Raw genomic sequence first — 15,064 nt, 5'->3', positions numbered from 1 at the left:
TTCCTCTCCCTGCTCAGGGAGGGGGTGGCGAACAGACGTGCTTTGACGCATAAAGCGCTCACAAACTGCATAGTAAGACCGAGAGTTCAATTCCATGACTGACAGCGTCGCCGGCATCTCCGGAATGATCATAGAAAAGCTGCTTGCCAACCCGAAAGTGCCACGGGACATCAATGGCAACAGCAAGATCGTCGAAGATCTGGCTTTTGACAGCCTCGCCGTCATGAACTTCGTCATGGAAATTGAAGATGAGCTGGACGTGTCTGTCCCGCTCGACAAGCTGGCAGATATCCGCACCATCAACGATCTGGCTGCCTGCCTTCATACACTGAAGGCAAGCCACGCGTGATTGACATCTTTGCAAAACACGCTGCCCTGCGGGCAGCCTATGACGGATTGACGGCGGTTTCGCCACGCAACCCGTTCGAGGTCGTGATTGAACGCCCACTCTCAGCCACGGTTGGTCTGATCGAGGGGCGCGAGACGCTTCTGTTCGGAACCAACAATTATCTGGGCCTCAGCCAGTCAGGGCACGCAGCGGAAGCCGCGATTGAGACAGCCCGCACAATGGGCGTCGGCACAACGGGCTCCCGGATTGCCAACGGCACCTTCGGCCTGCATCGCAAGCTGGAAGAGCGTCTCGCCTCTTTCTTCGGCCGCAAGCACTGCATGGTATTCTCTACGGGATATCAGGCCAACCTCGGCACAATTTCCGCGCTGGTTAACAAGGACGATGTGCTGCTTCTGGATGCAGACAGCCATGCCAGCATTTATGACGGTGCAAAACTGTCTGGTGCGCAGGTCATCCGCTTCCGCCATAATGACCCGGTCGATCTTGAGAAGCGCCTTGCACGCCTGAGCGATCATCCTGGCGCCAAGCTGATTATCGCAGAAGGCATCTATTCCATGACGGGGAACGTTGCCCCGCTGGACAAGTTTGTCGAAATCAAGAAGCGCCACGGCGCCTACCTGATGGCTGATGAAGCACATTCCTTTGGTGTGCTGGGTGAAAACGGTCGCGGCGTTGCAGAACTCCAGGGCTGTGAAGACGGCATCGACTTCGTAGTCGGAACCTTCTCAAAGTCGCTCGGAACAGTGGGCGGCTACTGCGTCACGGATCATGATGGCGTTGATCTGATGCGCCTCTGCTCTCGCCCGTATATGTTCACAGCTTCCCTCCCCCCGGAGATCATCGCGGCAACGCTGGCTGCTCTTGATGATATGGTTGCACATCCAGAACTTCGCACCCGCCTCCAGGACAATGCTGCACGTCTTCATGCCGGGTTGAAGGCCGCAGGCCTACAGACCGGCGAACATGTTTCGCCGGTAGTTGCCGTAACGCTGGAAACGGTACCTCAGGCTGTCGGGTTCTGGAATGCCCTTCTTGAAAACGGCGTTTACGTTAATCTGTCTCTTCCGCCCGCAACGCCTGACAACCGTCCGCTGTTGCGCTGCTCGGTTATGGCTGCTCACAGCCCTGAAGAAATTGATCAGGCAACCGCCGTCTTCAAGCAGGTTGCCAAGCATTTCCGAGGCTGAGTACGGCGTCGCTTAAAACGCAAAAAGGGGACTGTTCCAGACAGTCCCCTTTTTTATGGGCTTTATCCTGAGAAATAACGTCAGGCGGCTTTGCGCAAACGTTTCATACGTAAAAGCAACGCAGGCAAAGTGAGCAAGGGATGGCGCCGCTCAAACTCAGAGAGGTCCAGATCAAGCCCTGTATGACGCTGGATTTTCCACGCCAGATAAGACGCACCGTTTTCAAAAGTAAACGCCGCTTTCACAAGCCGGGCAACGTTTCGGGGCTTGCCTGACGTCCCAACAAGCGCCCAGCGCCGTGCTGCGCGTTCGCGCAAAGGGGGCGACACGGCCGGCTCAAGCATTTCGCCCACTGCAGAATAACCAAGATGCGCTCGCGCCCATCCCAGGGTCAGCATGCTACTGAACCGTGCCTCTTGGCCGGCAAGCAAACTATTGCCTCGCCCCTTTTTCTCAACACGCAATTCTGAAGCGTACGTGTGAGCAAAAAGGGTCCGCCAGTACTCAAGCGCCGTCATATGCGGCGCACCCAAGAGGGCAGCCCAGCAGGACGCAGTCGTTACACACCGCGCTAGCAAGCCCAGCAACATATCCGCTGCATGCTCGTCCCGAACCCACACCAAACGTACAGGCTGACAGAACCGTGCCCATAGTGTTGTATCGAGCGCGCCAAGTGACGTACGGTCTTCGAACTGCTCCCGCGACAACACCGCAATCTTTGCGCGCAACGTGCGATGACCGTCTTTGAATTCGGCGTAACGGACATTTGGAGGAAGAAGCAGGTTGCCGGTACGAGCGACCATACTGCCCGTAAAATCCTTTGAGCTTTCCGTCACAATATAAAAATCGAGAATACCGTCCGGGTCCGCTGCGCGGAGCACCGAACCATAAAACAGAACACCCAGAGGCGGACGTGGGAAAGCACGAGCCAAAGCATCGGCGAAAGCTACAGCGCCCTCATCAACCGGCGTTGTAAGCTCTTCAATCAGGAGTTTTTCAAGTGCATCAGGCATGGAGGAAACGGAAGGCTGGCCCACGTTCAAGTCGAATACGCCCGCTCTCGGATGGTGAGAAAACCTCTCCGTCGAGGACAAAGTCACTTCTTGTTTCAAGCATCATGTCGTCCGTTCGACCACTCACATAGTCAGGATGCCGCCGCAGCCACCGGGGCGCACGTCCACACAGAAGCGCAGCCGTCGCACGGGCAAGGTTTTCCGGGTAGGCGCTGACATCAAGATATCGCAGACCTTCCACATTCGGTTCCGCATCCCAGAACGGCCAGATTCCATGAGAAAGCCGTGACAGGCCCGTTGAAAGGAACATGAAGCTGTTCCCGTCATAAGCGTGGCCGGACGTCTCAACCCGTAAAGGCTCCCCCTCCAACCAGCTCTTGCGGCTTTTACGAAACAGGAGACTGACAACGGTGCTGAAGAGCGTAAAGCCTACAGCCAGATCATGGGGGGCAAACCTGACAACTGCTGGGGAATGCGCCGTACGAACAGCGCGCGCATAGCCCGTACACCCTCCAAACAATCCGAGCACTGGCTTGCGGTCTGTGTCTGGCCAAGAAAGACAAATGGGTGTGCGCGTACTCGATCGCATTGCAGCCCCTTGTTGCAAGCGATTGATAGCCTCCATCTCCCTCAGCCCGAACCCGATATCCCCAGCAATGAGATTGGTGTTCCCTGATGCTATTACGGCGATATCAGGAAGGCGATCTGCTGGATATGCACGCGCAATGGCTGTCAGCGCAGCGCTGATTGTTCCGTCCCCACCATCAATGGCAATGGTTCGGACTCCCTGCCTGCAAAGGTAATGAACATGTTCGGTCATCCCTTCACGACTGTCTGATGGAACGAAATTCTCTCCGAGAAGCGCCTTGGCCTCCGTAGCGAATACGGAACCGCCGCGCCGGTTCTTACGGCTGCGAGCATTATGAATAAGGGCAAATCGCACTATAGGGGGAATTCTTCGTTTTTGTTCGGAGCTATGCGGGCGGGTCTAGCACGGCTATGATGTTTCGGCCAGAATGCGAGCTTCCCCTTCCGGCAGAAAGACTGACAAGGCTTCATTTCCTCCATGCCCCATGATCTCCCCGCAGAAACGTCTTCTCAGCGGGAGACGTGCGCCGTCGTTCTGGCCCATCTCTCGGACCCTCACCTCCCACCTCCTCCGGTTCGCTGGTGGGAAGCTCTAAACAAGCGGGCTCTCAGTCTCATTTCGTGGAAAAAGCATCGTCGGCACGTTCACCTGGCGGCTACATGCGCGGAAATTGTACAGGATATTGCCAGAGCCAACGTTGATGCCATTCTTGTCAGCGGAGACCTGACGAACTTTGGCACGCCAGCAGAGTTCACTCTGGCTGCCGAATGGCTGGAAAAGCTCCCGGCGCAGGCACTGGTCATCCCGGGCAATCATGACTGCATGATCCGTCAGTCCCCTGAAAAAGGGATCCTGCAATGGGAGAAATGGTCTGCGGCGACTTACCCGTACGCCCGCATCCACAACGGCGTTGCCATTATCGGTGTGAACTCTGGCATCCCCACCCCACCGTTCATGGCTTATGGCCGGGTTGGTCACAAACAGCTTGCCCGACTTGAAGATCTGCTGACGCAACTGGGCGATGCAGGACTCTGTCGTGTTATCATGATCCATCATCCACCCCGAAAAGGACTGGTGCCATGGCGGAAGTCGCTGCTTGATCATCCCGCTCTGGCAAAGCTTCTTCAAAGAACCGGCGCTGAAATCGTTCTCCATGGGCACTCCCATGACGCGACCCTGACCCACATCGCCGGGACTGAAATACCGCTTCTTGGGGTCGCATCGGCATCCCTGACAGACAAACGTGCTCATCGACAGGCCTGCTGGAATCATCTGACTATTCGCCCCCGAAAAAGCGGTTGGACGATTGATCTTGCCCGACATCGGCCGGATGGGAGCATTACGGAGCAGGCCTCCTGGTTCCGCCCGCAAGGTACGCAGGCATGAAGCAGCGCGCCTCCATTCTGGACAGATATCTGCTGTGGCAGATGATGCCACCGTTCGTTATCGCCCTCTTTGCGATGCTCGTGGCGCTCCTTCTGGAACGCCTGCTCGTCCTGTTCGATTATCTGGCCTCAGCCGGAAGCTCTCTGGCGACCTGCATCGCACTCCTGACAGACCTTCTGCCGCATTATTTCGGGATCGCTCTTCCAGCCGCCCTCTGCATCTCGGTCTTTCTCACCATCCATGGAATGAGCGACAATAACGAGATTGATGCACTTCAGGCTGGCCGTGTATCTCTGCTGCGGATCAGTCGGCCCTTCATGATTGTTGGCCTGCTGCTGGGGGCCGTGAGTGTGCTGCTCTACGGCTATATCCAGCCGGTTGCGCGATACGATTACCGGGCGGGCTTCTATTTCGCGGCTCATACCGGCTGGGCACCGCATCTTCAGGCGGGAATGTTCGCGTCCACGTCTGATACAGCAGTGATGACGGCAGACAGCGTCAGTCATGGTGGCACCCACATGAGGCGTGTCTTCATCCGGGAAGTGAACAAGAATGGTCTTGCTCACATCATCACCGCCCGCCGCGGTATGCTCACAATTTCAGATAAAACCCGCAGCACCCAGATGGATCTCTGGGACGGTGAAATCGTCGACGATCCCTTCCCCGGAGCTGCTAATCACAAACCGACGGTCACGCATTTCTCGCATGTCGTTCGCGTCATTGATCACCCTGCAAAAGAGACGACCTTTCGCTCTCGTGGAATTGACGAACGGGAACTGACGCTTTTCGAGCTCGCACATGACCTTCGTTATGGCGTACCCGGTATCGAATATCGGACGCTTCGTGCGGAAATTGATTTCCGCATCGCGCATGCCCTTGCCATCCCGTTTATCCCCCCCTTGGCCGTGGCGCTGGCCATTGGCTCACGGCGCAGAAAGTCCGTGTGGGGGTTGATTGCGGTTTCGGGCATTCTTGTCGGGTTTGACCAGATGCTCATGTTTGGACATAGCCTGGCTGCGACGGGCCGCCTTCCCATCTGGCTTGCCATCTGGGTGCCGGAAGCGCTCTTCTGCATTGGCTGTCCCGCCACTCTGCTGCGCCGGTCGCGCGGTTCCTGGAAACGCCGCAAACTGGTTCGCCCGTCATGACCGCCCACGCACCACACTATGTTCTGTATCGTTATCTGAACCGTGCACTTCTGGGGCGCTTCATGCTCTGTGGTGGCGTGCTGGTCTCGCTGCTTGAGATCCTTGCGCTCCTTGAAAAAACGACGCCCATTCTCAACCGAAATCTGGGCTTCAAGGGCATCCTGACATTTGCACTGCTGCATCTTCCTGCGCTCAGCGTCGAGATCATGCCTCTGGCATTCATGGTCGGGGCACTGTTCCTCCTGATGCAGATGACGCTGTCGTCCGAAATGTCAGCCCTTCGTGCAGCCGGACTTTCCACGATCAATCTCTACAAGCGATTTCTGCCGGCCATTCTGATTGTGGGTTTTACCGGAACAGCCATGCAATACTGGCTCATCCCCCCGTGCGAAAATGCGCTTGCAACATGGTGGAACAAAACGGACCCTGATGCAGCGAAGCCCGACACGCCCTCAAAGCGTATTCTCTGGTTTCGTGCTGGGCCGACTCTTGTCCGTATCGGCCAGTTTGCGCACGGCGGAGCATTCCTGCGGGATGTTACTATTTATCACCGGGACCCGGGTGGCCTTCTGACAGGGACCGAGCACGCCGCGACCCTGACGTATGACGGCAAGGACTGGCACCCGACCGGAGCGCAGGATCTCACGCTGACGGATAATGGCGCTTTTGTAAAAATCACTGGTGGTGACAATAATTTTGCCATTCCGGCGACGCCATCAATGATCATGACGTTATCGGAAGATAACGCTGCCGTGACCCCAAGTCAGATCGGAGCCATCCTCCACAAAGGGGCACCTGCCAGTCTTCCCCGTGCAACATACCGCATGGCACTCTTCAGTGGCATTATTCTTCCGTTTCAGGTCGCAGTAATGCTTTTATTAGCGCTACCAGTGATCTATATCCCCCCTCGGGCAGGACTTCGAAACCCGCTTCCGGTCTATGTGCTGGCCGCGGGAATGGGCTTCGTGATCCTGCAGGGAATGATTTCCGCACTGGGCAATGCTGGAACGCTTGCCGCGCCACTGGCTGCCTGTGCGGGCCCACTTCTGGGCGCCCTTCTTGGGCTGACCTGGGTCCTGAGGATGGAGGAAAGATGAGCAAGTCCAAACCATGGCAGAACATGTCGTCCCTCCGGACGGGGCGCAGCTTCGATCTCGGAAAGATGTCGCTGCCTCAGTTGTGGATTGCCTATCTCACCTACCCCACCATCCTTCTGTATTTCGTACTGATCGTTGCAGCAGCTTTCGGAGCACTCCACTTCTCCCATAACCTGCTGACAACGCTGATACCCGTTCCTGTCGTGATCGTCGTGTATCCACTGGCCTGGTACATGATCCATCGCTTCATCCTGCATGGACGCTGGCTATACCGGAACCACTGGACCGCTTCGCTCTGGAAGCGCATCCACTTCGATCATCACCAGGACCCCCATCTGCTGGATGTGTTGTTTGGATCACCCCTGAACACCGTCCCGACCATGGGCATCATCACCATGCCGATCGGATATCTGATCTGTGGCTGGAGTGGGGCATTCTGCGCCCTGTCCACAGCCCTCGTGATGACCTGCATTTATGAGTTTTTTCACTGCATTCAGCATCTGGCCTACAAGCCGCGCTGGAAGTGGGTTGCCCGGATCAAGCAACTTCATGTTCTCCATCATTTCCATGATGAAAATGGCAATTACGGGATTACAAACTACGTGCCAGACCGCTTTTTTGGTAGTTTCTACCGTGAAGCCCGTGACCGCGCACGCAGCCAGCACGTCTTCAATCTCGGCTACGATCTGGATGAAGCCAGACGCTATCCCTGGGTCATGAACCTTACAGGGGCTCCGCCCAAAGATCGTCCTGATGGGGCACGCTCTTCCTCCGACAACAGCCGCACAGCGTGAGCCTTCCTGTTCTCGTACTCGCTGGTTCTCGTGACGGTGAGCGTGATGTTCTGGCACAACTCGGGAAGGTCTCGCACAAAGCGCTCCTTCCAGTTGGTGGCCAACCCATGCTGGGTCGCGTGCTACGAACACTGGAGAGCATGCCTGATCTTGGGCCCATCACGATCAGCATTGAAACACCAGACCGTATCCGGGACATTTCCGGCCAAGCCCATGTTCTCCAATCGGCACCGTCTCCCAGCGAAAGCGTTGCTGAAGCTCTCAGCAAGGTCGGGACGCCCTGTCTGGTGACAACGGCCGATCACGCGCTGCTGCGTCCAGAATGGATTTCAGAATTTCTTGGTAAAACGGCTGGATGTGATCTTGCCGTGGGCGTCGCTCTTCGGGAGACTGTAGAGCGAGACGTCCCGACCACGAAGCGTACCTATATTCGCCTCGCAGATATGAGCTTTTCCGGATGTAATCTTTTCTGGATGGGCACGCCTCAGGCTGCGGAAGTAGTCGAACTGTGGAAGCGGCTCCAGAAAGACCGCAAGCGGCCTCTGAAAATGGCGCGAACACTTGGGTTCGGAACACTTTTTCGGGCCCTGACAGGCCGCCTGGATTCCTCCGCTCTGTGTCGTCGGATCGAAGTTCTGACGGGGGCGAAAATACGTCTCGTGCCGCTTTCTGACGGTCAGGCCGCCGTAGATGTCGATAAGCCTTCTGACCTGACACTCGCTGAACAGCTTCTGGCACAACGGTCTTCATGAAAATTGCCTACGTCATCAACTCGCTCGAATGCGGTGGCGCACAGCTCCCCATTCCGGACATTGTCTCCGTTCTCCAGCAGCGAGGTGGCGAAGTCACAGTTTTCAGCCTCGAAAAACGTGATGGACTGGCCATTCCCGTTCTGGAAAGCCATGGGATTGAGGTTCGTGTGCGGTCAGGCGGCAACAAAGACCATTTAGCGGCCTGGCGCTGGCTGCGTGATGAAATGGACGCATTCCAGCCGGATCTGATCTGGACGTCCCTGACCAGAGCTACGCTCCTCGGCCAGCGCGCAGCCAACAGGCTTGGTGTCCCGGCAGTCCACTGGCAGCATTCTGCCCGCCTGAAATCTGCCAACAGCCTCCTGCTCCGGCTTTTGTGCCGGAAAGCGAAGCTATGGATTGCAGACTCCCCTACGGTTGAAGATTTCGCCCGCAAAAGTCTGGGACTACGGAACCGCGTTCTTTCCTGGCCAATTTTCCGGGCCAATCCTCACAGCCCTACAGCAAAGGCCTGGCGCAAAGGACAAACCGTCCGTATCGGGAGTCTTGGCCGACTGCATGCCGTCAAAGGGTATGACCTGCTTTTCGAAGCACTGGATCTGCTCCGTGACCACCCGGACCTTCCCCCCTATCGACTGTCTTTAGCCGGAGACGGCCCAGAAAAAGAAGCACTGGAGCAGATCGCCAGGGAGAAAAAACTCCCGGTCGATTTTCTCGGACATTGCGACAAGCCGTTCGAATTTCTGTCGACGCTGCATCTATATGTTCAGCCGTCACAGTGGGAGGGCATGTGTGTTGCCGCCCATGAGGCCATGGCCTGCGCGCTGCCCGTAATTGCCACGCCGGCCGGCGAAATCCCTCACACCATGGAAGACGGACATTCCGGTCTTGTGGTCCCGTTCAACAATGCCCCGGTTCTGGCCAGTGCGATTGCTGAACTCATCATGACACCGGGAAAGCTCAAACCCATGGGGCGCCTCGCCCGAGAGCGCGTTCTGGAGCGGTTCGGCCCGACGGCGTTTCTACGTCAGGGAAATGCCGTTCTGGACCGAATTCCTGGCTTTAACCCAGCCCCAGACGACGCTTCACATTCATAAGATCCCGACGTGGACCAATTCCAACACGCTTGACGTCAACAAGCGTCACCTGCCCAGCGGCTGAAAGCGTGTGGAAACCATCCGGAAAACGGCGGCGCAGCACGGCAGGCGCATCCAGCACATCACTTGGTGTCACTTTCGGCAACCCGCGCTCAAGCCCTTCAATCTTCAGCAGACGCATGCCACGGCCATAAGTGTCACGGCAGTCTTGCGTAGGCAGAAAGAGCTCTCCATCGACAACAACCGGAGTACCACCCGGACGCGCTCCCGCACGGTCACTCAAAAACAGTCCAAGATGTTTCCAGGGCCCCGTAAGACTATCTGCTACGGAGATGTGCAGAGCGCTTTGTCGCTCGTCTCGCGTGCCTGCGGGCGTCCAGAACATCCACCAGCGCTCGGCATAATGGAACGGCGTGGCGTCAATTGCAGCCTCTCGGAAATCAAATGTTTCGACCTTTTCCCATTCCAACGGAAAAGCTTTGGCCCGATACAGGGTCAGGCGGCCTGAAGCACTGGCCTCGGGCAGCATATATGTCTCCCCGCCATGCTCAAAAACGTACGGGTAGGACAGATGCCAGTCCTCACACAGGACAGGCTTTTGCTGAATCAGCTTTCCTGTCCGGTCATAGACCAGAACATCAATGGTGCCTTTGGGGGACCGATAGTCAAAGGCTTCCGCAAAAACATGCAGCTTTCCCTCTCGCCAGAGACCAAAAGGATCGGCCAGAAAACGGTGATCTCCGATATCCGGCAGGGTTGTCACCTCAAACCCGTTGAGACTACCCGCTCGGATCAGGTCCGCCAGAGGAGCGTGGATAATGGCGCAACGCCAGTGGTCCGTGCGTAGAAACGGCATGCCGACTCTCCTTGAAAAACGCGAACAGGGGCAGACGTAAAGCGCAGATCCGGGCAATATGGAACCATGAGTTCGGTCCTTTCCGAGATCCAGCCTGGTTTCCCTGAACGACAGTTTGCCATCCGGCGTGCTGTTTTGGGGCTATGTCGCGCCATGGGCTGGGCAGCAATCAACGAATTTGCTCTTCCCTCGGCCGGGCGTCGCGCAGACGTGATGGCCCTCCTGCCGGATCACAGCCTGTCCTGCATTGAGATCAAATCCGGACTCCGCGATTTCCAGACAGATCAGAAATGGCCGGATTACAGGAACTGGTCGGACAGGCTGTACTTTGCGGTGGATGATGGCTTCCCACTGGAGGTTCTGCCTCCGGACGTTGGTATTATCACTGTCAGTCTCAGCATGGTGCCCAATAGCCTCTTCCACAGTGTGGTGGCAGAGTGCGCCATCATCCGTGATCCCGCAGAACATCGGATCGCACCGGCACGTCGACGGACAATTCTGCACCTGTTTGCCACCACGGCCGCCAGTCGCCTCATGTCTCTTGAGGATCCGGCCATCACTGCATCCCTGCGCGCAGCACGCCGCACAGAATAGGATATGTCCATGAGTTTTGACCCTGTTGCCGTCCGTCTTGAAGCCGCCCGCAGTGTGGTCCGGGACGCAGCGGCCCTCGCCCTTTCCATGCGCCCTCAGCCTGGTGGCCCGACTGGCACCCTTAAAGGCCGCCAAGACTATCTGACGGAAGCAGACGGAGCGGTTGAAGCGCTCGTCAGCCGTCGGATTCAGGAACTCTTCCCAGAAGATGGTTTTCAGGGCGAAGAAGGCGGCCTGACACGTGAGGGGCAGTTCCGTTGGGTCGTGGACCCGATTGATGGAACCTCCAATTTTGCACGCGGGCGAGACCGGTGGTGCGTATCGCTGGGTCTGCTTGAGGGCAATGTGCCCGTTGCTGGCGTTATTGAGGCCCCGGCCCTCAATGAAGTTTTCACTGCTCAGAAAGGCAAAGGCGCCTTTCTGAACGGAAAACCCATCAAAGCCTCCCCTATCAGCAACCCGCAGGAGGCCATGATCGAAATGGGATGGTCCTGCCGGGTGTCGACCGAACTGTTTGGAGAAAAAATCGGTGCCATCATGTCTCTGGGCGCCATGCCGCGTTCAGGTGGGTCCGGAGCCCTGGCACTGGCGGACGTCGCATGTGGCCGCAGCGATGGTTATCTGGAAATCGTGATCCAGCTTTGGGATGTGGCCGCAGCACTGATCATTCTGGAAGAAGCAGGCGCTACTGTCTCTCCGTTTCTTCAGACGGGCGGCCTGACAGGGGGAGCCACTATCCTTGCGGCTGCTCCAAGCATCGCACAAATCCTGTCAAACGCCGTGAAGGTGGAAATCTGACACGACCTGTTGCCCCGCACTCGTGATTTGGCCTCATTTCACGCATAGTGCGGGACAGATCCATTTTTGCCGTTAGCAGAAGGTAAGTTTTATGACCCTGTCCGGTCTCCTGCGTTCGACCGTTCTTGCCGCCACAGGGTGTGCAACGCTCGCTGCGTGTTCTGGCACCACCACCACGACAGCAAGCGAACAGCAGATCGTTGTAGATAAAGCGACGCTGGCTGTTCAGGACCTGTTTGCCAAAACAACCTCGACATCCCGCTCACAGCAGCTTCTGGCGGAAGCCAAAGCCGTCATGGTGTGCCCGTCTGTTCTGAACATGTCTTTCGGTCTGGGAGGCTCTGGCGGTCGCTGCGTCCTCATGAGCCGCGATGCGCGTGGGTCATGGTCTGATCCAGCATTCTACCGTCTGAGCACGGGGTCTCTGGGTGTTCAGGTTGGCGTCCAGAACTCCGAGATGATTTTCTTCATCATGTCCCAGCGCGGCATTCAGGCCCTGCTGGATAGCCAGTTCAAGTTTGATGCGACAGCATCCGCCTCTTTCGCCACGATCGGAACTGGTGTTGAAAGCAGCACGGCCGGAGCAAAGAATACGGACATCTATGCGGCACAGAAGGCTCAGGGCCTTTATGCGGGCGCAGCCCTTGGTGGCTCCAAGCTGACAGTGGATAGCGGCGCGAACCGCGCTTACTACAATCAGGCTGTTGGTCCTGAAGACATTATCGTGACGATGCGCGTCAACAATCCGTCTGCCGATCCGCTTCGTCGCATGATGATGAACATTGCGAAACTACCAACGGCATCCACGGCCCGCTCAACAAGCGCAACAGCTCCAGCCTCTCAGGGGAGCACGTCAACGGATATCGACCCCGTAAGCAGCAGCCCTTATCCCAGCAATTACGACACCTCAAAGCCTTACAGCACCCAAACACGAGGTGTGCAGAGTTCATCTCTGAACCCTGTGAAGTAAGACAAAAAAAGCCCCGCACACGAAAATGCGGGGCTTTTTTTATTGTGGGACGACTGGGATTTTTTCTCGGTATGCGCGGATATTCCGGTCCTGCTCCTGAAGCGTCTCAGAGAAACTATGACCACCCTCACCCGTAGCGACGAAATATAACGCCTTTCCTTCTGCTGGATGTGCCGCAGCCTCAAGAGACGTCTTGCCCGGTGAGCAGATTGGCCCCGGTGGCAGGCCAGTTTCCAGGTAGGTATTGTATGGGCCAGGGACCTGAAGATCATCATGCGTCAACGGGCGGTCCAACGTCCCAAGACCTTCGCTAAGGCCATAAATGACGCTTGGATCCGTCTGAAGGCGCATGCCAAGTTTGAGGCGGTTCAGAAAGACGCGCGCCACCATTGGACGTTCAGTCGGCACCGCTGTTTCCCGCTCGATCAGGGATGCAAGCGTCACCAGATCCTGCGGGTTCTGTATCAGACCATCCAGAGCTTCCACATCCCGCTTGTCCCAGATGGACTGCACCTGAGCGTCCATCATGCGCTTCAGGCGATCAACCATGGATTGCCTTGCAGTGCCACGAACATAGGCAATCGTCTGAGGAAGAACGCTTCCCTCCACAATTTGAGGAACGTCTCCCGTCAGGAACGGTGCTTTGCGAAGAATATCCGCAATCTTCAGCGCAGTCAGACCTTCAGGAACAGTCAACTGATGGGAAACAGGTTTACCATGCCGCAAAATTTCCAGCACATGAGCCACAGATGCTCGTGCGGGAAACTGAAGTTCCGCCGCATGAATCTGTCCATCCCGATGCGTCAGGAAGGCTGATAGCCGGAAGAAGGCTCCGGAGGACCATGTTGGGGAAAGAATTCCGTCATCCTGAAGAGCTTTCGTAACCGTCGCGTTATTACCGCGTGGAATGACAAAAGCTTTTGTTTCAGGAAGCGGACCAGGGTCAGTGTAATGACCGTATCCGGCCACCGTTGCTGCGACAAAAAGCAGCGGCGCCATAAAGATTGCCAGCTTACGGCCAGCCTTGGGGGGAAGAAGAGGTTTTCTGTTTTCTTCGCCGTCCGGCTGGCTTTCAGGCATAAATCAAAACGACTCCGCTCAGTCCTTGCAGCGCTTCAGGATAATGCTGGCATTCGTGCCGCCAAACCCGAAGCTGTTGGATAGAGCGACATCAACCTTACGCTTCTGAGCCTTCAGAGGCACACGATCGATTACGCTCTCGCGTGCCGGATTTTCAAGGTTCAGCGTGGGCGGCACGATGCCGTCACGGATGGCCTGAAGGCAGAAAATCGCCTCCACAGCACCAGCTGCGCCAAGAAGATGACCAATGGCGGACTTGGTGGATGACATCACCAGGTTCTTGGCATGGTCGCCAAAGAAACGCTCGACCGCATCCAGTTCCAGATCGTCAGCCATGGTGGAGGTGCCATGCGCGTTAACGTAGTCGATATCGGATGCCTGAAGACCACTGTTCTTCAGGGCGGCCTTCATGGCGCGGAACGCGCCTTCATGACCTTCAGCCGGGGCTGTGATGTGATGAGCGTCGCCAGACAGGCCATAGCCGCCGATTTCGCCATAAATCTTGGCACCGCGAGCCTTGGCATGCTCGTACTCTTCCAGCACGACCACACCGGCACCCTCACCCATGATGAAGCCATCACGATCCTTGTCCCACGGACGGGACGCCTTGGTCGGATCTTCATTAGAACCGGTGGAGAGCGCACGTGCCGAGCAGAAACCGGCAATACCCAGCGAACAGATGGCTGCTTCCGCACCACCGGCAATCATGACGTCTGCATCACCGTACTGGATCAGACGGGACGCGTCGCCGATCGCATGCACGCCTGTAGCGCAGGCTGTAACGACAGCATGGTTCGGTCCCTTGAAGCCGTAGCGGATCGAAAGATGACCGGAAATGAGATTGATAAGCGCGGACGGAATGAAGAACGGTGACAGACGACGGGCCTTGCCGCTCGAAACTGTCAGAGAACCTTCATAAATCGTCTGTAGACCACCGATACCGGAGCCGATCATCACGCCTGTGGCGCAGCGATCATCTTCGTTCTCAGGCTTCCAGCCCGAGTCCTCGACGGCCTGGATGGCAGCGGCCAGACCAAGATGGATGAAGCGATCCATTTTCTTCTGGTCTTTGACCGGCACCCAGTCAGACAGCGTGAGACCGCCTTCTTCGGTCGGTCCCTCAGGAACCTGACCAGCGACCTGCGCAGGGAGTTCGGAAGGATCAAAATGGGTAATACGCCCGATACCGGACTGCCCTTCGATCAGACGCTTCCACGTCAGTTCCGCACCCACCGCAAGTGGGCTGACAACACCGATTCCGGTAACGACGACGCGTCTTCCGTTGATTGCATTCCCGCTCATCGATGCCTCATGTCTCACGTTGTAAACGACCATACGATGCGGCCTGAAC

At 56.9% G+C, this 15,064-nt stretch carries 16 protein-coding genes; 11 read left to right on the top strand and 5 right to left on the bottom strand.

The genetic code is table 11. The features are described from left to right. Positions 1-94: 94 nt before the first annotated feature. Complete coding sequence (locus KP707_RS03685) at positions 95-349, top strand: acyl carrier protein (protein ID WP_046899528.1); 255 nt, start codon at positions 95-97, stop codon at positions 347-349. Further along, positions 346-1,539 carry a serine palmitoyltransferase gene (spt, locus tag KP707_RS03680; protein WP_211502161.1) on the top strand — a complete coding sequence of 398 codons (1,194 nt, stop codon included), beginning with the start codon at positions 346-348 and terminating at the stop codon, positions 1,537-1,539. Before KP707_RS03685 ends, spt begins: the two co-directional genes overlap by 4 nt. Before the next feature lie 80 nt (positions 1,540-1,619). On the opposite strand, the gene KP707_RS03675 is transcribed toward spt, so the two are convergent. After that, positions 1,620-2,552 carry a hypothetical protein gene (locus KP707_RS03675; RefSeq protein WP_211502160.1) on the bottom strand — a complete coding sequence of 311 codons (933 nt, stop codon included), beginning with the start codon at positions 2,550-2,552 and terminating at the stop codon, positions 1,620-1,622. Beyond that, entirely contained in the window at positions 2,545-3,495 is a 951-nt protein-coding gene (locus KP707_RS03670) for a diacylglycerol kinase family protein (protein WP_086634111.1), read from the bottom strand. The genes KP707_RS03675 and KP707_RS03670 overlap by 8 nt, the downstream gene beginning before the upstream one ends. A gap of 123 nt (positions 3,496-3,618) precedes the next feature. On the opposite strand from KP707_RS03670, the gene KP707_RS03665 reads away from it, so the two are divergent. From KP707_RS03665 to KP707_RS03640, 6 genes are read left to right on the top strand one after another with little or no spacing between them, the layout of a single operon-like run. Further along, positions 3,619-4,527: a metallophosphoesterase gene (locus KP707_RS03665; protein WP_211502159.1), complete on the top strand. Its 909-nt coding sequence runs from the start codon at positions 3,619-3,621 to the stop codon at positions 4,525-4,527. Continuing rightward, a complete protein-coding gene (locus KP707_RS03660) occupies positions 4,524-5,675 on the top strand; it encodes an LptF/LptG family permease (protein ID WP_046899531.1) in 1,152 nt (383 codons plus the stop codon). Before KP707_RS03665 ends, KP707_RS03660 begins: the two co-directional genes overlap by 4 nt. Next, positions 5,672-6,772 (top strand): LptF/LptG family permease, encoded by a 1,101-nt coding sequence (locus tag KP707_RS03655; protein ID WP_086634109.1) that lies wholly within the window; start codon positions 5,672-5,674, stop codon positions 6,770-6,772. The genes KP707_RS03660 and KP707_RS03655 overlap by 4 nt, the downstream gene beginning before the upstream one ends. Beyond that, positions 6,769-7,566, top strand: a complete 798-nt coding sequence (locus tag KP707_RS03650; protein WP_211502158.1) for a sterol desaturase family protein — start codon at positions 6,769-6,771, stop codon at positions 7,564-7,566. The genes KP707_RS03655 and KP707_RS03650 overlap by 4 nt, the downstream gene beginning before the upstream one ends. After that, positions 7,563-8,318: a nucleotidyltransferase family protein gene (locus tag KP707_RS03645; protein WP_211502157.1), complete on the top strand. Its 756-nt coding sequence runs from the start codon at positions 7,563-7,565 to the stop codon at positions 8,316-8,318. Before KP707_RS03650 ends, KP707_RS03645 begins: the two co-directional genes overlap by 4 nt. Continuing rightward, positions 8,315-9,415 (top strand): glycosyltransferase, encoded by a 1,101-nt coding sequence (locus KP707_RS03640; RefSeq protein WP_211506675.1) that lies wholly within the window; start codon positions 8,315-8,317, stop codon positions 9,413-9,415. The genes KP707_RS03645 and KP707_RS03640 overlap by 4 nt, the downstream gene beginning before the upstream one ends. Here KP707_RS03640 and KP707_RS03635 read toward each other — a convergent pair. Beyond that, entirely contained in the window at positions 9,381-10,271 is an 891-nt protein-coding gene (locus KP707_RS03635) for a hypothetical protein (RefSeq protein ID WP_211502155.1), read from the bottom strand. The two genes, KP707_RS03640 and KP707_RS03635, sit on opposite strands and share 35 nt — an antisense overlap. Positions 10,272-10,337: 66 nt before the next feature. Here KP707_RS03635 and KP707_RS03630 point away from each other — a divergent pair, with 66 nt between their 5' ends. From KP707_RS03630 to KP707_RS03620, 3 genes are all read left to right on the top strand, one after another. Further along, positions 10,338-10,865, top strand: coding sequence for an MmcB family DNA repair protein (locus tag KP707_RS03630; RefSeq protein ID WP_211502154.1), 528 nt, complete (start codon positions 10,338-10,340; stop codon positions 10,863-10,865). A 9-nt stretch (positions 10,866-10,874) separates the two neighbouring features. Continuing rightward, positions 10,875-11,663 carry an inositol monophosphatase family protein gene (locus KP707_RS03625; protein ID WP_086634127.1) on the top strand — a complete coding sequence of 263 codons (789 nt, stop codon included), beginning with the start codon at positions 10,875-10,877 and terminating at the stop codon, positions 11,661-11,663. Positions 11,664-11,754: 91 nt separating this feature from the next. Continuing rightward, on the top strand, positions 11,755-12,633 hold the full coding sequence (locus tag KP707_RS03620) for a lipid-binding SYLF domain-containing protein (RefSeq protein ID WP_046899537.1): 879 nt from the start codon (positions 11,755-11,757) through the stop codon (positions 12,631-12,633). Positions 12,634-12,672: 39 nt separating this feature from the next. Here KP707_RS03620 and mltG read toward each other — a convergent pair whose 3' ends face one another. Continuing rightward, entirely contained in the window at positions 12,673-13,713 is a 1,041-nt protein-coding gene (mltG, locus tag KP707_RS03615) for an endolytic transglycosylase MltG (protein ID WP_211502153.1), read from the bottom strand. 18 nt (positions 13,714-13,731) lie between these two features. Continuing rightward, on the bottom strand, positions 13,732-15,015 hold the full coding sequence (gene fabF / locus KP707_RS03610) for a beta-ketoacyl-ACP synthase II (protein ID WP_202206687.1): 1,284 nt from the start codon (positions 15,013-15,015) through the stop codon (positions 13,732-13,734). Positions 15,016-15,064 lie beyond the last annotated feature (49 nt).

This window comes from Gluconobacter sp. P5E10 (assembly GCF_018812145.1).
Taxonomy (GTDB): Bacteria; Pseudomonadota; Alphaproteobacteria; order Acetobacterales; family Acetobacteraceae; genus Gluconobacter; species Gluconobacter cerinus.
The sequence above is the reverse complement of the archived record's forward strand: the minus strand, read 5'-3'. Positions and strand labels throughout refer to the sequence as shown.